The organism is Christiangramia lutea, assembly GCF_022489035.1.
Lineage (GTDB): Bacteria > Bacteroidota > Bacteroidia > Flavobacteriales > Flavobacteriaceae > Christiangramia > Christiangramia lutea.
Genome location: NZ_JAKVTV010000002.1, coordinates 472,512 through 494,510, shown reverse-complemented (window position 1 = coordinate 494,510; position 21,999 = coordinate 472,512). Strand labels below are relative to the sequence as shown.

The following is a 21,999-nucleotide window of genomic DNA, read 5'->3' as shown; positions in this document are numbered from 1 at the left end:
CGAGGTGAAATTGATATGTTGTAACATTAACTAAGATATCATGACCCGTTTGAGCAATCAAACGGGTTTTTTTATTTCTAATAACAGTCAAAAAAATTATGAGTAAGGAAAAGTTAAGGATTGCGGTTCAGAAATCGGGAAGATTATTCGAAGACTCGATTAGAATCCTGAAAGATGCCGGAATTTCGATAGATAACGGTAAAGAACAGTTAAAAGCTTCTTCAAGAAATTTTCCTCTGGAAGTAATGTACCTGAGAAATGGTGATATACCCCAATACCTTAGAGATGGGGTTGTGGATGTGGCCATTATCGGTGAAAATGTGCTTATTGAGAAAGGGCAGGATATCATTAAGGGTGAAAAACTTGGATTCTCTAAATGCAGGGTTTCATTGGCGGTTCCTAAAAGCTTTAATTATAAAAGTATAAATGATCTTGACGGATTAAAGATCGCGACATCCTATCCTAATACCGTAAATGTATTTTTGGAGGAAAAAGGCATTTCAGCCGATCTTCATATTATTAATGGGTCTGTAGAGATCGCTCCAAATATCGGGCTGGCTGATGCTATTTGTGATATAGTCTCCAGCGGAAGTACTCTTTTCAAGAATGGTCTTAAAGAGGTGGAAGTAATGCTGAAAAGTGAAGCGATCCTGGCCATTTCCCCGCAGATTTCTGAGGAAAGAAAGGCAATTCTGGAAAAATTGCAGTTCAGAATGAAATCTGTTTTAAATGCAAGGACCTCAAAATATATCCTTATGAATGTGCCCGATGATAAACTTAAGGATGTTATTAAACTGTTGCCGGGAATGAGAAGTCCTACCGTACTTCCACTTGCTGAGGAAGGTTGGAGTTCGGTTCATACTGTGATTAACGAAGAGCGATTCTGGGAGGTGCTGGATGAACTTAGAGAATTTGGAGCTGAGGGAATTTTGGTCGCGCCAATTGAAAAAATGGTAATTTAATTAATTGAAGAATTAGAATTATGAATAAATATATCAACCCCTCCAAAAAAGACTGGTTCGAGATCCTGAGAAGACCAACCCAAACGGTTGCTGAGATCGAACAGACCGTTAACCAGATCTTCGATGAAATTAGAGTAAAAGGTGATGCAGCAGTGGCGAAGTATACTGAACTTTTTGATGGTATAAGGTTCGAAGACCTTAGGGTTTCAAGTAATGAGATCAAAGACGCTGAGGAACAGGTGTCACAGAAATTAGAATCTGCAATAGACCTGGCGAAAGGTAATATTGAAAAGTTTCATCTTGCCCAGAGGTCTGAGAAAGTAAGTGTAGAAACTACTCAGGGAGTCAAATGCTGGCAGGAGAAGAAAGCGATTCAAAGGGTGGGGCTTTATATACCCGGTGGTACAGCGCCTTTATTTTCTTCGATTCTTATGTTGGCTATTCCGGCAAAACTTGCCGGTTGTGAAGAAATCATTTTATGTACTCCTCCAGATAAGGAAGGTAGAGTAAATCCGGCTATACTTTACGTCGCTAATTTGTGTGGTGTAACAGAAATTTTCAAAATTGGCGGGATTCAGGCGATAGGAGCCATGACTTTTGGGACGGAAACAGTTCCCCAGGTCTATAAGATCTTTGGGCCGGGTAACCAGTATGTGACCGTAGCCAAGCAATTGGCAACTAAATATCAGGTAGCGATAGATATGCCTGCAGGGCCTTCTGAATTACTTGTCTTTGCCGATGATTCTGCAAACCCAGCTTATGTAGCATCAGACCTTCTAAGTCAGGCGGAACATGGCAAAGACAGTCAGGTAATCTTAGTAACAACTTCAGAAAATTTGGTCGAATCTGTATCAAAGGAATTGTATGAGCAATTGAATGATCTGCCAAGAAAGGCAATTGCCGAAGGAGCTATAGAAAACTCACGTTTAATCAAGGTAAGTTCAAATGAAGAGGCTTTGGTAATGATCAATGAATATGGGCCTGAGCATTTTATTATCTGTTCTTCGAATGAAGATTATTTTATAGAAGGAGTGAGAAATGCGGGATCGGTTTTTATTGGGGACTACACCCCGGAAAGTGCCGGTGATTATGCCTCCGGAACCAATCATACTTTGCCAACCAATGGATATGCGAAGCAGTATAGCGGTGTGAACCTGGATAGTTTTATGAAAACCATCACTTTTCAGAAGATTTCTGAAGCCGGCATTAAAGCTATTGGACCCTCCATAGAGTTATTGGCTGAGGCTGAAGGGCTGCAGGCCCACAAGAATGCCGTAAGCCTTAGATTAAAAGATATAGTCTAGATGAAAAAGTTCGATTTAACTAAGTTGGTTCGTTCCAATGTTGCGGTTCTGAAACCCTATTCATCTGCCCGGGATGAATTCAAAACCCAGGGTAAGGAGATGATCTTTTTGGATGCGAATGAAAACCCTAATGATAACGGGCTTAACAGGTATCCAGATCCTCAGCAGGGCGAAGTGAAAGCTAAACTATCTGAATTAAAAGGTTTGCCTGAAAAGAATATTCTTTTAGGAAATGGGAGCGATGAAGTTCTGGATCTTGTATTCAGGGCGTTTTGTGAGCCTGGGAATGATAATATCATCACCCTACCACCGACCTATGGGATGTATAAAGTGCTTGCAGATATAAATAATATCGAAAATAAGGAGGTCTTGTTAAATGAAGACTTCGAGCCGGATGTTCCCAAGATCTTGAATGCTGCTGATGAAAATACCAGGATCATTTTTTTATGTTCTCCCAATAATCCTTCAGGCAATTCTTTTGATGAAGATAAAATAAGCAGCATCCTTGATACCTTTAATGGATTGGTTGTAATTGATGAAGCGTATATAGATTTTTCAGAAAATGAAAGCTGGGTACAGAAGCTGGAATTTTTTCCTAATCTCATAGTTACTCAAACTTTTTCCAAGGCGTTCGGATTGGCAGGAATCAGACTGGGAATGTTGTTCGCTTCAGAAGAAATCATCACTGTTCTTAATAAGATAAAACCTCCTTATAATGTTAATCAGCAAACCCAGGATCAAGCTTTGAAAAGACTTTCAGACTCCAAAGAGGTTAAAAGACAAATATCTGATATTGTGAATGAAAAGAACTACTTACTTGAACAATTACTTCAGGTAGATTTTGTTTCTAAAATATATCCTTCAGATGCAAATTTTTTACTTCTGAAGGTAGATGATGCTAATAGGAGATATGATGATTTTATAAATAAGGGAATTGTTTTAAGAAATAGAAGTACCCAACCTTTATGTGAGAATTGTTTAAGGATAACAGTAGGTACTAAAAAGGAAAATGCACAATTAATTAAAGCCTTTAAAGATTTAGATAATGAATAAAGTTTTATTTATAGATAGGGATGGAACATTGATCCATGAGCCGGAGGATTACCAGATAGACACTCTGGATAAGCTGGAATTTTACCCTGAAGTTTTTACTTACCTGGCTAAGATCGCCAAAGAATTAGATTTTGAGATCGTGATGGTGACTAATCAGGATGGATTGGGAACAGACAGTTTCCCTGAATCTGATTTCTGGCCAATTCAGAATTTCATTATTAAGACTTTTGAAAATGAAGGCGTGGAATTCAGCGAGGTTTTGATCGACAGAACTTTTGCCAGGGAAAACGCATCTACCAGGAAGCCAAATACAGGACTCCTGGAAAGAAAATTCATTGGGAATCACGATTACGATTTAAAGAACTCTTTTATGGTAGGAGATCGCCTAACCGATATAGAATTCGCCATGAATTTTGGGGGAAAAGGGATCTTTATTGATAATCATGAAGAGCTTGCACTGGATGAAGTTGAGAATGATAAATCTGAGGTAGAAAAACATATTGCACTTAAAACGAATTCATGGAAAAGGATCTACGAATTTTTGAAACTTCAGGACAGAACAGGTACAATTAATAGAAAAACCAATGAAACTGATATCAATATCGAACTGAACCTGGATGGAAGCGGTAAAAGCCAAATAAGCACTGGAATTGCCTTTTTTGACCATATGCTGGATCAATTAGCCAGGCACGGACAAATGGATCTTAAAATTCAGGTAAATGGAGATCTGGAAGTGGATGAACACCATACCATTGAAGATACTGCCATTGCCCTGGGGGAAGTTTTCAGTAAGGCACTAGGGAACAAATTGGGCATAGAAAGATATGGATTCTGTCTACCCATGGATGACTGTTTGGCCCAGGTTGCTATCGATTTTGGTGGTAGAAACTGGCTTGTTTGGGAAGCCGATTTTAATCGAGAAATGATCGGAAAAATGCCTACGGAAATGTTCTACCATTTCTTCAAGTCGTTTACAGACGGTGCCAAGGCCAACTTAAATATCAAGGCAGAGGGCAAAAATGAGCATCATAAGATCGAGGCAATATTCAAAGCCTTTGCGAAAGCCATAAAAATGGCCGTTACCAGAGATACTGAAAAAATGATCCTACCATCTACTAAAGGAGTGCTTTAATGAAAATTGTCATAATAGATTACGGTGCTGGAAATATCCAGAGTATAAAGTTTGCTATCAAGAGACTAGGTTTTAATGCTGTACTAAGTAGTGATGCTGCTGAAATCAGGAACGCTGATAAAGTGATCTTTCCTGGAGTAGGGGAAGCTGGAAGTGCCATGAAAATGCTTAGATCTACAGGTCTTGATAAAATAATTCCTACTTTAAAACAACCCGTGCTCGGAATTTGCCTGGGAATGCAGTTAATGTGTAATTATTCAGAAGAAGGAGATACTACGGGTTTGGGAATTTTTGATGCGGAAGTAAAAAGGTTTGAAATCAAGGTTAAGGTTCCTCAGATAGGCTGGAATCAGATCACCAATTTAGAATCTCATCTCTTTGATAATGTTGAAAATGGGGAATATGTTTACCTGGTGCATAGTTATTATGTTCCGGAATGTAAAGATGAGATCGCAAGAACTGAGTACGGTGTGAATTACTCAACTGCACTTCACAAAGATAATTTCTACGGAGTTCAGTTTCATCCTGAAAAAAGCAGTAAAACCGGAGAACAGATACTTAAGAACTTTTTGAAAATAGAATCATAAATGCGAATCATACCCGCAATAGATATCATAGAAGGCAAGTGCGTAAGACTTTCTAAAGGTGATTACGATACCAAGAAAATATATAATGAAAATCCTTTAGAAGTTGCAAAGTCTTTTCAGGACCATGGAATTGAATGTTTACACCTGGTAGACCTTGATGGTGCGAAATCTAAACATATAGTAAATCACAAGGTCCTGGAGCAAGTTGCCTCAAAAACTAATTTGAAAGTTGATTTTGGAGGAGGCTTAAAGAGAGATGAGGATATTAAAATTGCTTTTGAAAGTGGAGCAAACCAGATCACAGGAGGAAGTATAGCAGTAACAGAACCTGAAATGTTCCAGAACTGGCTTCAGAAATTTGGAAATGAAAAGATCATTTTAGGTGCAGATGCAAAAAATAGAAAGATCGCAGTTTCCGGATGGCTGGAAGATTCTAAAGAGGAGATAATTCCTTTTATTCAGAAGTATGAAAAGAAAGGGGTGAGCTACGTGATCTGTACTGATATTTCCAAAGATGGAATGTTGCAAGGCCCGTCTTTCGATCTTTATGAAGAAATACTTTCAGAAACCGACAAGATCAAACTCATTGCTTCCGGTGGAATTTCAGAATTTGATGAATTGCCTAAACTAGCTGAACTTGGCTGTGAAGGCGTGATCATAGGCAAAGCGATCTACGAGAACAGAATAAGTTTAAAACAGTTGGAAAATTATATTTTGAATAAATAATCGTCACCCTGAATTTATTTTAGGGTCTCCAAAAAATGAGAAACTGAAACAAGTTCAGCTTGACGTCGAAAATTAAAGGATGCTTACAAAAAGAATAATACCCTGTCTTGATATCAAGAATGGCCGAACGGTAAAAGGAGTTAATTTTGTTGATCTTCGGGATGCTGGTGATCCGGTGGAACTTGCCGCAGCTTATGCTGAAAAAGGAGCAGATGAATTGGTCTTTCTCGATATCTCTGCCACCGAGGAAAAAAGGAAAACTTTAGCAAAACTGGTTTTAGATGTTGCTGAACAACTGAATATTCCTTTTACGGTTGGAGGTGGAATATCTTCAGTGGAAGATGTGGACGTCCTTCTGAAGAACGGAGCAGATAAGGTTTCTATAAATTCCTCAGCAGTGAAAAACCCAGATCTCATCAACCAGCTTTCAGATAAATTTGGAAGTCAGTGCATAGTGGTGGCGATAGATGCAAAAAATATTGCTGGTGATTGGAAGGTTCACCTGGTTGGTGGAAAAGTACCCACCGACCTTGACCTTTTTGAATGGGCGAAAGAAGTAGAAGACCGTGGTGCCGGTGAGATCTTATTTACCTCTATGGATCACGACGGAACGAAGAATGGTTTCGCCAATAAAGCCTTAGCAAAAATTTCTGAGGAATTGAATATTCCTGTAATTGCTTCCGGAGGAGCTGGTAAAATTGAGCATTTTAGAGATACCTTTCAGAAGGGTAAAGCAGATGCAGCCCTGGCCGCCAGTGTCTTTCATTTCAAGGAGATCGAAATTTTAGAACTTAAGAACCAACTAAGAACAGCCGGGATTCCGGTAAGAATATAATAAAATGATATGCTGCATTTATTTGACTTCGTTGAATTTTTAATTTCAGCATCTCGTTTTACAGAAATTAGATCCTGAAACTAGTTCAGGATGACCAATCATAGAATATATCAAAGATGAATATAGATTTTAATAAGAATAACGACGGACTGGTGCCGGCGATCATTCAGGACTCTAAAACCAGAAAGGTTTTGATGCTAGGTTATATGAACGAAGAAGCGTTTCTGAAAACCAATGAAAGTAAGAAGGTCACTTTTTATAGTCGTACCAAAGAACGTCTCTGGACAAAGGGAGAGGAAAGTGGCAATTTTCTGAATCTCGTAAATATTAAACTGGATTGCGATAACGATACTTTACTTGTAGAAGTACATCCGGAAGGACCTGTATGCCATAAAGGAACAGATACCTGCTGGGCAGAAGAGAACAAAACCGATTATGGATTTCTGTCAAAACTGGAGGGTATCATTGATAGCAGGCAGAAATTAAGCGAGACTGAGCCTGAATTGAGAAAAGAGAATGATAATAGCTATGTTGTTTCGCTTTTTGACAAAGGAATTAATAAGATCGCTCAGAAAGTGGGAGAGGAGGCCGTTGAAACCGTAATAGAGGCTAAAGATAATAATGACGATCTCTTCCTTAATGAAAGCGCCGATCTTCTGTTCCATTACCTAATTCTTTTAAAAGCTAAAGGATTTGGTTTACGTGATATTGTTGAAGTTCTGGAAAAAAGGCACTAGTTTTCCCAGGCTCCCATTTTTCCAGACTGATAATCTTCATAAGCCTGCCGGATCTCTTCTTCAGAATTCATAACGAAAGGTCCGCCAAATACAACCTTCTCTTCAAACGGTTGTGCATGCCCCAGCAAGAGGATGCTTTTCTCTTTGGCAGTAATATTTAAAATTTCACTGTTTTTGGAAAACTCTGCCAGATGCAGCTTTGGAACCGTGATTTCATTTACTTCTAATTCGCCATGGATCACATAGAAGAAAATATTGTCGTTTTTTGGGATTTCTAATTGTACACTCGAATCTTTTTGAAAATGAACCAGGGAAAGATCAACTGAAGTTGGTGTATCGAAGGCTCCTCTAATACCTTTGAAATTACCAGCAATAACCTGACTTTTTACTGTTCCCTCTTCATTTTTCCAGGTTGAAATCTGGTCTTTCTGAATGCCTCGATAATGTGGCTCGGTCATTTTTAACCTTTTGGGAAGATTGATCCAAAGCTGCAGAATCTCCAGCGGACCTCCTTCCTTTTTAAACTTTTCAGACGAAACTTCTGAATGTAAAAGTCCTTTTCCAGCCGTCATCCATTGTACTCCGCCAGCTTCAATTACGCTATTATGACCACCTGTATCCTTATGGGTAATATCTCCATCTAAAATTAAAGTTACTGTTTCCATTCCCCGGTGCGGGTGAGGGCCAAATGGCAATCCATCGTTGTTTGGCGGATAAATCTGCGGACCATGATGATTCAGAAAGATGAATGGGTCTATCATTTGTAAATTCCTGGATGGAAGAGGTGACCAGGTTTCCAGGTCTCCCATAGGTCTGTACTCGGCTTTGTAAAGCTTCTTGATATTCCTCATTTTTCAGCATTATTTATTTCTAACGTAAATAAGTTTGAACTTGGAATTGGTATTCTCGCGGGATTCGATCTCAAATTTATCTATGGAATTAATCATCGGCGTCAACTTCTGAAATCCGTAATTCCTTGAATCAAAATTAGGTTGCTTCTTTTGCAGAAGGCTTCCTACGTCCCCAAGAAATGCCCATCCGTCCTCATCGGCAACATCGTAGATGGTTTGCGAGATAAGCCGAACTACTCTTGGAGTAATCTTATCCAGGTTCTGCTTCCTGCTTTCCTTGCTTTTATTCTTATCGGTTCCAGATTCCTTCGTATTATTTTTCAGGATTTCGATGTAGATGAACTTATCACAGGCTACAATAAATGGATCTGGAGTTTTCTTTTCCCCAATACCTATTACTTTCATACTAGCCTCACGAAGTCTGGTCGCCAGTCTTGTAAAATCTGAATCACTTGAAACCAGGCAGAAACCATCAACTTTGTTGGAATATAAAATATCCATGGCGTCGATGATCATGGCCGAATCTGTCGCATTCTTTCCCTGAGTATAGCCATATTGCTGAATTGGATGTATCGCGTTCTCCAGGAGAACATTTTTCCATTTATTAAGGTGTGGTTTGGTCCAGTCTCCGTAAATCCTTTTAATTGTAGGGTTGCCATATTTGGCAATTTCTTCCATCATTTCTTTTACGTGCGCAGATGGTATATTGTCGCCGTCTATAAGTACGGCCAGGTTTGTTTCCATTAATTGATGTTTTTTGGGTGACTAAAGTTAAGGTTTAAAATCTTAACAGGTATTTTGGTAAGAAAATAAAATACTGGTTGATGTTCCTGCACTTTCTAAGCATATATCGTTTCGCAAAAAACAAACATCAACCAGTATTTAGATTATTAGAATCTTAGTAAAGCATTCATTTTAGACTTTTTCTGTGGCATGAATTCATGTTCTACCAGATAAACCTTTCCACCCATATCAATAGTTTTTTTAGCGGCAAGGTTAAGCAGAGAAACTTTTCCATCGTGATGATTTTCACTGAATTCTACTTTCATCTCGTCCTCATGGTATTTACCCCAGACTTCTGCTCTGTTTTCAATAAAGAGCGTGTCTACCTTTCCCTGGTATATAGCCGGAATGATGTCACTTAAGGCCGAGGTTGTGTTTTCGGTACTACTTAATTCTTCATATTTTTTGATCTTTTTGTCCCGGTTTTCATTCATTACAGGCTCAAAGATTTCTAGAGACCTCTTATGAATTCCCAGGATATCGGTATCGTTAGGATTTCCTGGAACTACTGTTTCAAATAAGTGGTTATAGGTATTAGCTTCCTTATAAATAGGGAACAGGTAATCCTGACAATAAACTAATAAAGGAAGGTTTTCTTTCTGAAGATACTTTTTGATCCCCTGGTCTACAGCCCTGAAGAATTGTTTAATTTCAGTCTTTTCATCGCGTTCACTGCCGCCATGGCCGTGGAATTGTGTTTTATCACCTCCTTCACCCTGGGTTCTGAATTGTAATGATCTTTCCTTGTAATCGTAGCCTACACGCTCTTCAAGACGTGAAGGGGTAAGGTCATCGATCTCTACCGGCGCAATGCTATATCTGGTGACCTCATAAAGCTTTACGTCTTCCAACTGAATGGACAGTACATTGAATTTTGCATCTCCGGTCAATGCTGGAATTAGTGGTTTTACGTAAAACTCCTCTGAAATATAATGGTAAGCTTCGAAATTCACCGGTACCGTGTAATAGGAAAAGAAATCGGGGGATACAAAAATTGCCAGGCCGTCAGATTGATGGCGCCAGAAATCCCGGTCATCTATAAGTTTTTGAATAGGCTTGGAAATTTTCTCTATCGAGCTTTCAGACAGGTCATCTTCTTTTAACTTTTTCTTTATCTGAGTCCACTCAGAATGTAAATGTTTTTTGTTTTTGCCTTCAAGAACTTCCTTTCCTGCTCTTTCAGTAGGAATGAATATGGATATACAGGTGCCGTGCTCATAGTCGGCTAACTTCTTAAATTCATTTTCATTGATCATCGACATAATAACTAATTTTTTTTGGTTACTTATATGATTTAAGATACGCTTAAACGCAGCTATATCAAAGCCTGGAAGACCGTTTTTGTGCTAAATCTTTCTTAATAAGTTTGAAAGTTCTCTTATAGAAAATCAGAGTTCATCGTCGGGTTCAACGTGAATAAGTACGTCTGCAATTTGGGGATTATTTTTTAGGATCTCATCCTTTACCCGGTGAGCAATATCATGTCCAGCTTTTACTGAAATTTCAGCGTCTACAGCTATATGAAGATCTACGTGATAGGTCATCCCGGTTTTCCTAATGAAACATTTTTCAGTCTCAACCACTCCAGTGTTCTGTTGAGCGATATCCCTGATCTCATTTTCAATATCGTCATACCTGTGTTCATCCATAACTTCGCCCAGGGCAGGGCGCAGGATAAGGTAAGCGTTAAAAAGTATAAATCCTGAAGCGAATAATGCAGCCCAGTCATCAGCATTTTCATAACCCTTGCCCATGAACAGAGCAATAGATATTCCAACAAAGGCCATTAATGAAGTTATAGCGTCACTGCGATGGTGCCAGGCATCTGCTTTTAATGCAGAGCTATTGGTATCATCACCTTTTTTAGAAACGAACCTGTACGAAACTTCTTTTATGATAATTATGATAAAAAGGACAATTAGAGTATAAGGTTCCGGTACTTTATGTGGAGTTCTAATATTTTCTATGCTTTCATAGGCGATCACGGTAGCAGAAACTATAAGGAAACCAACTACCATGAAAGTTATGAGGGGCTCAGCCTTACCATGTCCATATGGATGGTTCTTATCTGCGGGTTTGTTGGCATATTTCAAACCTAATAGCACGAGAAGGGATGCAAAAACATCGGTAGTAGATTCTATAGCATCGGCAATAAGAGCATAGGAATTGCCAAAGATACCGGTCACCGCTTTGGCGATTGCCAGAAGTGTATTTCCTGCAATACTGAAATATGAGGCTTTTACCGCTTCACGGTATCCCGGTTGCATAGAATTTTGTTTTAAGTTGTGCTAATTTAGTTCAATAAGTTACTTCAGCTGGTTGTAGATCAGTAAAATTCCACTAACAACCATTAAAAGTATCAATAGTTTTCTGAAGGTACTGCTTTTTATTTTTGAAAGGAATTTCTTTCCCAAGACATTACCGATTACAGCTCCTAAGCCCAAAGCAATCCCATAGATCCATAATTCCCTGTAAAGCAAACCGAAAAAGGTATAACTGCCTATCTGGGCTATGCCAAGAAAAAAGGAATTTACCGTTTTTGTCGCGATCAATTCCTCTTTGTCCAGACCCAGGTTCAAATAGAACGGATTTAAAATTGGTCCCAAGGCACCGATAACCGTACCCAGAAGGGAAACCACAAAACCTAGTGGAATGAAGAACCACATTTTAACCGGAAAGGATCTCTCTTTTTTACCGAAACGATACTGGAAAACTGTACTAATTAGAAATAAACCTACTAGAATTTGCAGCCAGGAGGATTCTATACTGGTAAAGAACCAACCAGCTACCCAGGCTCCTAAGACCGCAGCAGGAACGTAATACCAGAAAACTTTCCATTTGATGTGCTTCCAGAACAGGATAAGCCTCGCCGGTCTTCCTATAAAGGTTCCAAGATTGATCACCGGTGCTGTTTTGGTGGTCCCTAAAAGAAAATTCAGAACTGGAACAAGTATTAATGCACCGCCACCTCCAGAAATCGTAGAAATAATAAAAGCGATGATCCCCGCAAGAAACAGGAAAATCAAATAAACAATATTAATGTCCTGAAATAGTTCTGCCATATTCATATTTGGTTAATCAATTCCCACTCTTTGGCTCCTTCTTTCAAAAATGAGAGTATCCCTCCAGACTCCTTCAAGTTTAGCGATCTTCTCCCTGCGCCCTAATAGCTTAAAACCCAAATTTTCATGTAGTTTAATGGTTGCATTATTTTCCGGAAAAACACTGGAGAATAAGGTCCAGGTATTGTGTTCTTCAGAAGAGGGGATCAAGGCCTTCAGCAACCGGGTGGCTATACCTTCACCATGAAAAGAAGGATGGACATAGATGCTGACTTCAGCAACTCCCTTATATACCTCTCTTGTAGAGAATGGGGTTAAGCCGGCCCAACCTTTTATGGTATTCTCCTCTGTAAAAACTAGTCTGGAATGACGATGAAATTTTTTGTTCCATTCTTCCCAGGTAGGCACTCTGGTTTCGAAGGTCGCATTGCGTGTTTCCAATCCAAGCCTGTATATGTTCAATATTGCAGAAGCGTCGTTTGCAGTTAATTCTCGAATCATTTACCACCAAACTATAAAAAATCTATAATATCCCGAACTGGTTTTCATCCAGACCATTGGTGCCTTCTTTTTCTCAAACATTAAGTTGATCTCATCTATAAGTTCAGAATAAGAGATCCAGCTGGAATTCTTCGCAGGATCACAGCTCCAGAATTTTTTTGGAGGACTAAGGAACAAATTCTCATTCCATTCCATTTTCAGGAACTCCTCTAATTTATACCAGTTTCCTTTTAAACAATTTGAATTGTTTTTTTTTAGAATTCCTGTGCTATAAGAACCAGGGGAATATAATTGTGCCTTGAAGCATAATTGCTGTTCAACCGATTCTGGGGAAAGATCGAGTTGTTTTAAATATTCCAGGGTTTCAGGGCGGTAAAGTAGGGGAAACTGTTTTTCCTTTAATTTATCGATTTTTTCAAGGTAACTGTCTCGCCGGTTAGGACCAATCCACCCTTGATCTTCAGAAGAAAAACCAAGATCATAAACATATAGCTTGTAAACCAGTTCTACATGTAAAGGACGAGAAGTCAATTTATCGAAAAGTAAAAAATCAAGTTCTCCCAGTGTTCGTTTTTCTTCAATCACCTGTATGTTCGAAGCGATGAGTTGATAACGAGTGCTATGTTTAATTGCGATCTCAAAAAAACTTTCCATTCTTTTACCCAGCACCGAATTTCTGGGATGATCTAAAGCTTCCAGATCCTGAACAAGTTCATTAGTAATATTGATCTCAGGAAAATTAAAGGCTTCAAGGTTCTTCTGCCTGGAATTATGCATATCTGGAGTGTCCAGAAATCCCTGAAATTGATCTAAAATGCTCGGTAGGTTCAAAATGAGGAAATTTATTCGTGGTTATGCTTTTTTAATCGGGATCCATATCTTTTCCATGGATTTAGCATTATCCGGACCTTTGTATTCTTTTCCGAGGACCTCAAAATGCGGTCGGTTATCAAGTTCATATTCCGAAGAAGGGATCCATTCTTCAAATATGAATTTCGCAGTGGAATAGAATTCCTTTGAAGTTCCTTCGTGAATGAAAACCGCATATAATCCTCCGGGAAGTTTTAGACCTTTCATTCCTTCAGTTAAACCAGAATAATCCTCAACCTCTACGGCAGCCCATTTTTCGAAAATGGATTGGGAATTGAAATGCCCTGAGATAAAACCTTCGTCATATACCTGAACAGAATAAAGGTCGTTACTTTTTTTGTTTTCTATATCGTTTTTATTCTTCATGAACCTTTTCCAGATAAGTTCAGTTTTGTCATCGGCGAGACTTGTATGCATACTAATACCCACCAGCATTTTATCGTCTACTTCGATGATCTCCGGATCTTTCATATAATTTATTTTTTTAGGTCAATTTTAAAGTTTTCGGGTGGCTTGATTCCTTTTAGATGTTCCACAAAATAATCCCATCTTCGTCGCATCATGTAATAGAAATCATCTCCAAACCCATGCCTGGCATGAGGAAAAATTATAAGGTCAAAGTCCTTGTTTGCCTTTACAAGAGCATCAACCACCAACATGGTATGATAGGGAGGGACATTATCATCCATCGCTCCGTGAGCCAGCATTAACTTACCTTTCAGATTATCGGCATACTGGGCGTTAGCATCGTAGATATACGCCGAAGAACTATCTGGGTTTTCACCCATGAGTCCAATATATCTTTCACCCCAGTCATCTTCATAATTGCGGTTATCGTGGTTTCCAGATTCAGCTATTCCAACCTTATAAAAATCTGGATATTTGAACATTGCGGCCACCGTCGCAGAGCCTCCACCGGAATGCCCCCAAATCCCAACCCTGGTCGTGTCTATGAAGGAATGTTTACCGGCTAATGTTCTAATCGCCTTGATCTGATCTGGGAGAGTATTTTCAGATAGACTTCCGTAGCATGCGTCATGGAAAGATTTTGTCCTTCCAGGATTGCAACTACCTTCCAGAACAATAACTACAAAACCGAGTTCGGCCAATGCCTGATGATCCCTTCGGGCAGTTTTGAAATTCCATCCACTAATGCTGCCTCCTTGTGGCCCGGGATATACATAATTTACCACAGGATATTGTTTCGTTTTATCCATGTTAGTTGGAGTGAACATTAATCCATACAAATCCCATGTTCCTTTAGCTGATTTTACAGAAAATTCTTCAGGTGCTTTCCAACCAATTTTAAGCAAAGCATCGATATTTTCTTCTTCTAATTTTGAAATCACTCTGCCTTCAGAACTTTTTAAAACAGCAGTGTTCGGAGTAGTTGGAGTGGAATAATTATCTACGAAATAATCATGTCCCGGTGACCAGGTTATGGAATGCATCCCCTTTTCGGGAGATAGACTTTCCATGTTTCTTCCATCTAAGCCTATTTTATATAAATGACTGAAATAGGGATTTTCATTCTTGTTTTTTCCGTTGGCCAGGAAATATAATTCATTGTTCTCTTCATCTATATAGGATACCCGTGTTACTACGAATTCACCCTGGGTGATCCTGTTTTTTAGCTTTCCATTTTCAGCATCATATAAATAGAGGTGTCCATAATCATCTCTTTCTGAATACCAAACGATCTCATCACTGTTATCTAAATAACTCCAGTTAATCTGTCCTCTTCCAGACTCATACTGGGTATCAACTTTCTCTTCAAAAATATCTTTTACCAATCCGGTTTCTGCATTTGCTACCCGTAGTTTCGCCGATTTATGATCTCGTGACGTTGAAACAAAATAGAGCCTTTCAGAATTCTCACTCCATTCATTATCGTCAAAAGAACCGGAACAATTGATATTATCGCAGAGCGTACCCCTTCGTGGGTCGGGACCAATTTTGAGGGGGATAATCTCCTTTTCTTCAGTATCAATAATCACTCTTTCAATGAGAATAGGCTTTTCGTCCTGGGGAAGGGGGTATTTCCATTTCTTGAGTTCAGGTTCTCCAATTTTGGTCTTTACCAGGTACATATCGCTAACATGTCTTTGATCCTGTTTATAGGTAGCGATCTTTTTTGAATCGGGAGACCAAAGTAAAACCGGTTTATCACTTTTTTTCCAGCCGGCATTGTCGGTTGCATAACCGTAATTTTCTTCACCATCTTCGGTTAATTGAATTTCTTCTCCTGTTTCTATATTTTGAATCCACAAGTTCCAATCTTTAATGAAAGCAACCTTTTTTCCGTTAGGTGAAACCAGTTCAGAATTACTTTGGTGTTTGTTCTGTGGTCTATTGAATTGTGTATCCTCGAGAAGCTTTTCAAGGCTTTCTTCAGTAGATTTTTGACCATTTTTTGCATTTACCAGTACATATTCTTCACCATCCCTGGTTTCTACCTTATACCAGAAACTGTGATCACTTATCCATTCAGGGCTTACATGACTCCTCTTAGAAAGAGAATCTGTGTTTGGGGCAAGAAATCTTACTGCTCGTTCATATTCTTCAATAGAAATGCTTGTATCATCTTTCTGTGCAAGGGAACTGAATTGAAATACAATGGAAATTATGAGAACCTGTAGGGAAATTTTATACATAGTGTTGCTTTGAAGCAGAAAGATAAAAAGAAACAGAGCCTTTTTAAAGCTTAGCTGAAATAAAGTCTTTCAGAAATTGGGAGGAGTGCCAGGTTTATCGTTGCGGTGTATTTAAATTCTCTTACTTTCTTTAATCCAGGTCATAGCAATCCATCCAGACTCCTGTATCACCTTCAAGTCTTTCAGCCACGGGAGAGTCGTAGGTAATCAGGAGTTTTCCGTCTGGTAAAAAAGCCATTCCTTCGGCCTTGTCTGCACCATGTTCCAGTTCTGCACCCCGGGCAACATCGAAGAGTCTCTCAGGATCGTGTATCACACTTCCAGGCTCTTCTGGTAAACCACCTTTGATCTTATAAATGGAAATGGTACCATCAAGATCCATGGTTGGTCCTGCTAGTAAATATAAATCACCATTCTTGGTGATATTCAGCTCTCTGATACCCATTCCACTTAGGTCTATAAAATGCTTTCGGTATAATTTTTCTTCATTATTCTTTTTCGACAGGATAAGCTCTCCATCAAACTCTTTACAGCTTATTTCCAAGATCACCGCATAGCCATTCAGAACAGGTCCTCTTAATCCTATAAAAATCCTTTCTTTAAAAACGGCTAAACCTTCAATATCAAATCCGTTATCCTTGCAGGGGATCATCATGAATTTTTCCAGATGCTCATCCCTCATAAGGGCATTATGTAATTCCGTACTTTTCGTTCCGCCGCGAAGCATCAGAGGCCTGATGGTTTTTCCTTTAAATTCTGCCTCTTTCTGTAATTCATAACTACCATCTTTTTTAATACAAGGAATACAACCCAGGCTAAAACGGTTTTCGTCCAGAGCTATTCTACTCAGGCTTTCGATCTGTTCCTTTAATGGATCTTCTTTTGACGGGGAATCTCGTTTTAGGCTCATACTTCCACAAAACCAGAGAAAAGGCTCTTGATAAGCTAGGGCTTCCATGTCTGCTTCACCGTCATCTGATGGCAGGTCGAAAAAATCGAACAGCTCGTAATGCTTGTGATATCCATAACCACGCTTAGTGGCCGTTAAACGTTCGATCCCTGCATCTTCATCATAACTAAGCCAAAGGTTGTTTTCAGTGGCAAGACTGCTCGAGATCTCTGTTCTTAGATCCTCCATATTAGAATAGCCTTTCTCAAACTGAATGAGGCATTTATGAGCAATTTTTTTCTGGCTTGGTTTCATGAGATGATATTTTATCTCAATCTAATCAATTAAAAAAGGCTCCCTTGCCGGAGCCTTTAGAAATTAACTAAAATTTATAATTCTACCGTCTCTTCCATTTCCAATTCATGTTTTATTCTTATGGGAAGGGCTGGTTTTAAAGTCTGGAAAATCACACAACAGTTTTCTGTTGCTTTCAGCAAAAGAGGAAGTTTATTTTGCATATTTTCAATATCTACTTTTAAATACAGATCCATCGACTGGAAGGCGACCGGTACATTTTTATCCATCATCAATGTACCTCTAACATCTACCTGCGCTTCAACCTTCACATATGTATATTTCAATTTTATGCCTAAGCGGTCTGCGATCATCCTGAGGGTACTTTCAAAGCAGGAAGCCAGGGTGGCGCAAAGCATGTCTCCGGGGTTGGGCATATCATGTAATCCACCAAGGGCTCTGTGCACACCTATTCCAAAAGACTCTTGTAATTCTTCATTTATGCAAACCTCGGTTTGGAATGGTTTATCCAGATTTTTTCCTTCTACAAAGGCTACATCAGTGACCCACGCTTTTGTGGGTTGTTTCAGGTATTCCTGCATTAAGGGCTCCTGTCTTTTCCTTACAATCGAACTGGTTTTCATAACTCTGAATTTAAGGTGATTTGATCATCACCAGATTAATAAGAACCAAATTAATGCAGGAAGGGAGGAAGTTGTTTGCTCTAAAGTTTTATTGATATGCTGAATAGTCCAATAGGAGGATTCAGAAAGAAGACCTTTTTAATTTAAAATCTCCGGGGGTGAAATTAAATTCTTTTTTAAACAATTTATTGAAATGCGAAGTGTTTTTAAATCCGCTTTCATAACAAACCTCATTCACTTTAAGATTTGTTCCCAAAAGTAAGCTTTTGGCAAGGTTCAGCCTTTTTTGAATGATCCATTTGCCCGGTGTGGTATTATATTTATTATGAAAATCCCTTTTGAAGGTTGACAGGCTTCGCCCCGATAACCTGGCAAAATCCTCGATCTTTAGGTCATATTGAAAATTCTTCAACATGACCTCTTCAAGGCCTGTATGACTTCCCTGCTTTAGTGAGCTGAAATGATCGATGACTTCCCGGTTCATTGGATTCATTACAATATTGAAAAGCAATTCCCTGAATTTTAACTCTACCAGGCTTTGTGGAATTTCGTCTCCAGATTTGAAATAATTGAAAATGCTTAAGACCAGGGACTGGAAGGTTTCTGTGGTCTCAATGGAAAAGATCTGTTTCTGCGACTCTTTACCAGAACCGGCTACTAATTTTAACTCAGGATTCTGAATCAAAAAATTCCTGATAAACCGGTCTTTCATAAAAAAGAGAATAACACAATATTCTCTGTCTAAATATTGCCTGGTAGTGTATACTCCTTTTTTGATAAAAAGCGCGTCGCCCGCTTCAATAGGGTAAATATCACCAGCATAGATCCAGTCTTTTTTACCGTGTATAACGTAAGTGATTAGATTCGAATCGGTATAAAACTGGTAATCTTCAACATCTAAAGGACATTTGTATTCAATGATAAGATAATCATCTCCAATTAGCTTGTTATAACCTCTTTTATTCCGGAAATAATTATAAATATCGATGATCATATGTCAGAGAATTCGAAACAAAACAAGATTGTTTCATCAGGTAATAAATTTAACCATTTTGAGGCTAATTTTCATTCTTCTGATGTTTATACCTGTTCTATTCAATAATGGATCATTGCAGATATTTATGAATATATTTGACCAAAATTTGAAATTTGTTCCGGAAAAGATTCTACTACTTTCTTAAGATACAATATTTGGGTTATCGGCTGCATGGCTGGCAAAAACAACCAGATGTAAAAACCGTTGAAGGATTAATTACCAAAACTTTAAGGTGGGTAATGCCTGAAGCTAAATATAAGATTCTTGGTACCAGCAGGACAGATGCTATGGTTTCTGCAGAAGAATCGGCTTTTGAATTGTTCCTGGACCATGAGCCGCTGGAAGATCTGGATGACTTTCTGAAAGATCTCAACAAGAACCTTCCCCAGGATATCAGAGCACTTAGCATCGAAGAGGTTGATGAAAAGTTCAATATTATCCAGCATTCCAAAACTAAAGAATATGCATATTTGTTTAGCGTAGGGGATAAATTTCATCCTTTTTGTGCACCCTTTATGGCTAATTTTCAGGAGGATCTTGATATTGAAAGAATGAGGGAAGCGGCAAAACTTTTCCAAGGCAGGCACAATTTCAAGAACTATTGCGTAAGGGTTTCAGAAAAGAGCACTTTCGAAAGAGAAATGTTGAAATCTGAACTGGTAGAGAATACTGAATATACCGCGAATTTTTTTCCGAAGCATTCCTATATTTTTCATATCCACGCCGCCGGTTTCCTACGTCACCAGGTAAGATTAATGATGGGTGCATTGGTTCTGGTGGGCAGGGGAGAGCTTAGCCTTGATGATATCAGGGAAAGCCTGAAGCCAGATAGTTCCCAATTTCAAATGGACTATATCGCTCCCGCATCCGGACTTATTCTGAAAAAGATCGAATTCGAATAATAAAGAAATAGAAGATTATTCCTTTTCCAGAATTTTTAGCGACATTTTTATATTCTCGTAAGAAATTGCCTCCTCAAAATGTTCGAAATAGGCTTTCAGAGAATTTGGGTTGTCCAGTTTCTTTTTGGCTTTTTTTACAGATTTTAGCTCAGATTTCCCAACATATCTTTTCAGGTTTATATTCTTTCCTTCATCGTAAAGTTTCATTAAATGAGTGAAAACGGTATTTCTGGTAACTCCTTTCTGCCTGGCGATCTCTTCAACAGTTAGGTCGGCTTTATAAAGTTTAAGGGTTTCTTCCAGGCTCGAACCCTTTTTGGTCTTTTTCGGTTTTTTTGTTTCCCTTTTTTCTTTGCTAAAAGCAATAATTTCCTTGATAAACCTATAGCCGTAATCCTCCATTTTCTTCCTTCCCACACCCTCGATCATCAGGAATTCTGAATCTGACATTGGTCTTTGTTTTTCCATGTCTTTCAAGGTCGCATCATTAAATATGAGATATGCTGGTATATCTTCTTCCCGGGCAATCTTAAGCCGAAGTTTCCGTAACCTCTCAAATAATGAGCTTTCTGCAATAGTTGTTTTTTCAGTTTTAGCCTGGGCCTGAACTTCTTTAATATCGGCTAACGGCACTTTTTCATTATCAAAAAGAACCTTTTTTGCCTGCTCGGTTAGCCTCAAATGATTATGCCTGTCGAAAGCGATCTCCACATAACCGAGATTAATAAGCTGAATGAGGTATTGCTGCCAGTGTTGCCAGGAAATATCTTTACCTATGCCATACGTCGTGAGTTCCTGGTAATTATTTCTTCTTATCACTTCGTTCTGCGATGCTCTAAGCACATCGATCACCGTTCCAATTGGTTCAGCCCCTTTCAGTCGAAAAATACAGGACAAAGCTTTTTGAGCGATGATGGTACCATCAAAGAATTCAGGTGGATTTCTACAAATATCACAGTTCCCGCAATCGGCTTCCAGGTATTCTCCAAAGTAACTTAAAAGGATCTTACGGCGACAGCTTAGTGCTTCTGAATATTGTTTCATCCTGTCCAGTTTCGCGAGCTGCACATCCTGGTTCCTGGCATTAGATGCGAACTTCTGAAGCTGAATAACATCAGAATAACTATGGAAAAGGAGGGTGTCTGAAGGTAATCCATCCCTTCCCGCACGACCAATCTCCTGGTAATAGCCTTCCAGGTTTTTAGGCATGTTATAATGTATCACCCAGCGAATATTCGATTTATCGATCCCCATCCCAAATGCGATCGTAGCACAGATGATCTGCTTTTTATCATTGATAAAATCGTCCTGGATTTGAGATCTTTCCTGGTGATCCAGACCAGCATGATATGCTTCAGCTTTAAAACCTTTCCGCTGAAGTTTTGCCGCAAGTTCTTCGGTATTCTTCCGGCTAAGACAATAAATGATACCGCTTTCAGAAGAACGGTTTTTAAGGAAATCTGTGATCTGCTCAAAACGCTTAATTCCCTGCCTAACATCGAGGCTTAAATTCTTTCTATCAAAAGATGCTATATGTTTTTTCGCATTTGGAATATTCAATTGCCGACAGATGTCATTTCGGGTTGCCTTATCTGCTGTAGCAGTAAGGGCCAGCATTGGGGTAGAAGGGAAGCGGTTCTTGAGGTAGCCAAGTTGGGTGTAGGCAGGACGGAAATCGTGACCCCAACTGGAAATACAATGTGCTTCATCTATAGCGATAAGACTAATTTTTCCATTAGTAAGGAACCGGTCTACAAACTGAAGACTTTCCGGTGCAACATAGAGCAACTTGATCTCCTTTCGGTCTATCTTCTGAAAAATAGCTTCCTTATCTGCTTCTTCCTGGCTGCTGTTAAGAAAAGCCGCAGGCACACCATTGGCATTCAAACCGTCTACCTGGTCTTTCATAAGAGCAATTAGTGGTGAAATCACCAGGGTGATCTCTGGTAACAATATTGCCGGTAATTGATAGCAAATGGATTTTCCACCACCTGTAGGCATGATCACCAGGTTATCACGCCCAACAAAAACTGAAGTTATGATCTTCTTTTGCAGGGGTCTGAAACTCTCGTATCCAAAATATTCTTTTAAGGTCTCTAACAGGCTAGCTTCATTCATAGTTGCAAAGGTAAAATTAAGCTTAGATAAAGTGGAATTTCTTCTGGGCATTTCAGCAT

22 protein-coding genes are annotated in these 21,999 nt (G+C 39.0%); 9 read left to right on the top strand and 13 right to left on the bottom strand.

The window, feature by feature from the left end; all coding sequences use genetic code 11:
• Nucleotides 1-98 precede the first annotated feature (98 nt).
• The 8 genes from hisG to hisIE all read left to right on the top strand — a co-directional run bounded on the left by hisG (nt 99) and on the right by hisIE (nt 7,336).
• On the top strand, nt 99-962 hold the full coding sequence (gene hisG / locus ML462_RS08610) for an ATP phosphoribosyltransferase (protein ID WP_240713398.1): 864 nt from the start codon (nt 99-101) through the stop codon (nt 960-962).
• Nucleotides 963-982: 20 nt separating this feature from the next.
• On the top strand, nt 983-2,266 hold the full coding sequence (gene hisD, locus ML462_RS08605; RefSeq protein WP_240713397.1) for a histidinol dehydrogenase: 1,284 nt from the start codon (nt 983-985) through the stop codon (nt 2,264-2,266).
• Nucleotides 2,267-3,319 (top strand): histidinol-phosphate transaminase, encoded by a 1,053-nt coding sequence (gene hisC / locus ML462_RS08600; RefSeq protein ID WP_240713396.1) that lies wholly within the window; start codon nt 2,267-2,269, stop codon nt 3,317-3,319.
• A complete protein-coding gene (gene hisB / locus ML462_RS08595) occupies nt 3,312-4,451 on the top strand; it encodes a bifunctional histidinol-phosphatase/imidazoleglycerol-phosphate dehydratase HisB (RefSeq protein ID WP_240713395.1) in 1,140 nt (379 codons plus the stop codon). The genes hisC and hisB overlap by 8 nt, the downstream gene beginning before the upstream one ends.
• Nucleotides 4,451-5,038, top strand: a complete 588-nt coding sequence (gene hisH / locus ML462_RS08590; RefSeq protein WP_240713394.1) for an imidazole glycerol phosphate synthase subunit HisH — start codon at nt 4,451-4,453, stop codon at nt 5,036-5,038. The genes hisB and hisH overlap by 1 nt, the downstream gene beginning before the upstream one ends.
• The gene (gene hisA, locus ML462_RS08585) at nt 5,039-5,764 is read left to right on the top strand and encodes a 1-(5-phosphoribosyl)-5-[(5-phosphoribosylamino)methylideneamino]imidazole-4-carboxamide isomerase (protein WP_240713393.1); all 726 of its coding nucleotides are present in this window, start codon (nt 5,039-5,041) and stop codon (nt 5,762-5,764) included.
• A gap of 79 nt (nt 5,765-5,843) precedes the next feature.
• Entirely contained in the window at nt 5,844-6,599 is a 756-nt protein-coding gene (hisF, locus tag ML462_RS08580) for an imidazole glycerol phosphate synthase subunit HisF (protein WP_240713392.1), read from the top strand.
• 116 nt (nt 6,600-6,715) lie between these two features.
• Nucleotides 6,716-7,336, top strand: coding sequence for a bifunctional phosphoribosyl-AMP cyclohydrolase/phosphoribosyl-ATP diphosphatase HisIE (hisIE, locus tag ML462_RS08575; protein WP_240713391.1), 621 nt, complete (start codon nt 6,716-6,718; stop codon nt 7,334-7,336).
• On the opposite strand, the gene ML462_RS08570 is transcribed toward hisIE, so the two are convergent.
• The 12 genes from ML462_RS08570 to ML462_RS08515 form a co-directional block, all read right to left on the bottom strand.
• Entirely contained in the window at nt 7,333-8,187 is an 855-nt protein-coding gene (locus ML462_RS08570) for a pirin family protein (protein WP_240713390.1), read from the bottom strand. The genes hisIE and ML462_RS08570 overlap by 4 nt on opposite strands.
• 9 nt (nt 8,188-8,196) lie before the next feature.
• The gene (locus ML462_RS08565; RefSeq protein WP_240713389.1) at nt 8,197-8,931 is read right to left on the bottom strand and encodes an NYN domain-containing protein; all 735 of its coding nucleotides are present in this window, start codon (nt 8,929-8,931) and stop codon (nt 8,197-8,199) included.
• A gap of 146 nt (nt 8,932-9,077) precedes the next feature.
• On the bottom strand, nt 9,078-10,232 hold the full coding sequence (locus ML462_RS08560) for a baeRF7 domain-containing protein (protein ID WP_240713388.1): 1,155 nt from the start codon (nt 10,230-10,232) through the stop codon (nt 9,078-9,080).
• Nucleotides 10,233-10,358: 126 nt separating this feature from the next.
• Entirely contained in the window at nt 10,359-11,237 is an 879-nt protein-coding gene (locus tag ML462_RS08555) for a cation diffusion facilitator family transporter (protein ID WP_240713387.1), read from the bottom strand.
• Between the two features lie 39 nt (nt 11,238-11,276).
• A complete protein-coding gene (locus tag ML462_RS08550) occupies nt 11,277-12,032 on the bottom strand; it encodes a sulfite exporter TauE/SafE family protein (RefSeq protein WP_240713386.1) in 756 nt (251 codons plus the stop codon).
• A gap of 12 nt (nt 12,033-12,044) precedes the next feature.
• Nucleotides 12,045-12,533 carry a GNAT family N-acetyltransferase gene (locus tag ML462_RS08545; protein ID WP_240713385.1) on the bottom strand — a complete coding sequence of 163 codons (489 nt, stop codon included), beginning with the start codon at nt 12,531-12,533 and terminating at the stop codon, nt 12,045-12,047.
• On the bottom strand, nt 12,534-13,364 hold the full coding sequence (locus ML462_RS08540) for a DUF1853 family protein (protein WP_240713384.1): 831 nt from the start codon (nt 13,362-13,364) through the stop codon (nt 12,534-12,536).
• 21 nt (nt 13,365-13,385) lie between these two features.
• Nucleotides 13,386-13,874 (bottom strand): GyrI-like domain-containing protein, encoded by a 489-nt coding sequence (locus tag ML462_RS08535; RefSeq protein ID WP_240713383.1) that lies wholly within the window; start codon nt 13,872-13,874, stop codon nt 13,386-13,388.
• A gap of 5 nt (nt 13,875-13,879) precedes the next feature.
• Nucleotides 13,880-16,057: a S9 family peptidase gene (locus tag ML462_RS08530; protein WP_240713382.1), complete on the bottom strand. Its 2,178-nt coding sequence runs from the start codon at nt 16,055-16,057 to the stop codon at nt 13,880-13,882.
• Nucleotides 16,058-16,187: 130 nt separating this feature from the next.
• Nucleotides 16,188-17,261 (bottom strand): DUF3616 domain-containing protein, encoded by a 1,074-nt coding sequence (locus ML462_RS08525; RefSeq protein WP_240713381.1) that lies wholly within the window; start codon nt 17,259-17,261, stop codon nt 16,188-16,190.
• Between the two features lie 74 nt (nt 17,262-17,335).
• On the bottom strand, nt 17,336-17,884 hold the full coding sequence (locus tag ML462_RS08520; RefSeq protein WP_240713380.1) for an OsmC family protein: 549 nt from the start codon (nt 17,882-17,884) through the stop codon (nt 17,336-17,338).
• Nucleotides 17,885-18,005: 121 nt separating this feature from the next.
• Nucleotides 18,006-18,878, bottom strand: a complete 873-nt coding sequence (locus ML462_RS08515; RefSeq protein ID WP_240713379.1) for a helix-turn-helix domain-containing protein — start codon at nt 18,876-18,878, stop codon at nt 18,006-18,008.
• A 155-nt stretch (nt 18,879-19,033) separates the two neighbouring features.
• Between ML462_RS08515 and truA the strand changes: the two genes are divergently transcribed.
• Nucleotides 19,034-19,822: a tRNA pseudouridine(38-40) synthase TruA gene (truA, locus tag ML462_RS08510; RefSeq protein ID WP_240713378.1), complete on the top strand. Its 789-nt coding sequence runs from the start codon at nt 19,034-19,036 to the stop codon at nt 19,820-19,822.
• Nucleotides 19,823-19,837: 15 nt separating this feature from the next.
• On the opposite strand, the gene recQ is transcribed toward truA, so the two are convergent.
• A complete protein-coding gene (gene recQ / locus ML462_RS08505; protein WP_240713543.1) occupies nt 19,838-21,940 on the bottom strand; it encodes a DNA helicase RecQ in 2,103 nt (700 codons plus the stop codon).
• Nucleotides 21,941-21,999: the final 59 nt, after the last annotated feature.

Coding starts and splice junctions, on each gene's coding strand:
- hisC (WP_240713396.1), top strand. CDS start 2,267: ATGAAAAAGTTCGATTTAACTAAGTTGGTTCGTTCCAATGTTGCGGTT.
- hisH (WP_240713394.1), top strand. CDS start 4,451: ATGAAAATTGTCATAATAGATTACGGTGCTGGAAATATCCAGAGTATA.
- ML462_RS08530 (WP_240713382.1), bottom strand. CDS start 16,057: ATGTATAAAATTTCCCTACAGGTTCTCATAATTTCCATTGTATTTCAA.
- hisB (WP_240713395.1), top strand. CDS start 3,312: ATGAATAAAGTTTTATTTATAGATAGGGATGGAACATTGATCCATGAG.
- ML462_RS08565 (WP_240713389.1), bottom strand. CDS start 8,931: ATGGAAACAAACCTGGCCGTACTTATAGACGGCGACAATATACCATCT.
- ML462_RS08535 (WP_240713383.1), bottom strand. CDS start 13,874: ATGAAAGATCCGGAGATCATCGAAGTAGACGATAAAATGCTGGTGGGT.
- ML462_RS08515 (WP_240713379.1), bottom strand. CDS start 18,878: ATGATCATCGATATTTATAATTATTTCCGGAATAAAAGAGGTTATAAC.
- ML462_RS08525 (WP_240713381.1), bottom strand. CDS start 17,261: ATGAAACCAAGCCAGAAAAAAATTGCTCATAAATGCCTCATTCAGTTT.
- ML462_RS08520 (WP_240713380.1), bottom strand. CDS start 17,884: ATGAAAACCAGTTCGATTGTAAGGAAAAGACAGGAGCCCTTAATGCAG.
- ML462_RS08555 (WP_240713387.1), bottom strand. CDS start 11,237: ATGCAACCGGGATACCGTGAAGCGGTAAAAGCCTCATATTTCAGTATT.
- hisA (WP_240713393.1), top strand. CDS start 5,039: ATGCGAATCATACCCGCAATAGATATCATAGAAGGCAAGTGCGTAAGA.
- ML462_RS08560 (WP_240713388.1), bottom strand. CDS start 10,232: ATGTCGATGATCAATGAAAATGAATTTAAGAAGTTAGCCGACTATGAG.
- ML462_RS08545 (WP_240713385.1), bottom strand. CDS start 12,533: ATGATTCGAGAATTAACTGCAAACGACGCTTCTGCAATATTGAACATA.
- hisD (WP_240713397.1), top strand. CDS start 983: ATGAATAAATATATCAACCCCTCCAAAAAAGACTGGTTCGAGATCCTG.
- hisF (WP_240713392.1), top strand. CDS start 5,844: ATGCTTACAAAAAGAATAATACCCTGTCTTGATATCAAGAATGGCCGA.
- hisIE (WP_240713391.1), top strand. CDS start 6,716: ATGAATATAGATTTTAATAAGAATAACGACGGACTGGTGCCGGCGATC.
- hisG (WP_240713398.1), top strand. CDS start 99: ATGAGTAAGGAAAAGTTAAGGATTGCGGTTCAGAAATCGGGAAGATTA.
- ML462_RS08570 (WP_240713390.1), bottom strand. CDS start 8,187: ATGAGGAATATCAAGAAGCTTTACAAAGCCGAGTACAGACCTATGGGA.
- recQ (WP_240713543.1), bottom strand. CDS start 21,940: ATGAATGAAGCTAGCCTGTTAGAGACCTTAAAAGAATATTTTGGATAC.
- ML462_RS08550 (WP_240713386.1), bottom strand. CDS start 12,032: ATGGCAGAACTATTTCAGGACATTAATATTGTTTATTTGATTTTCCTG.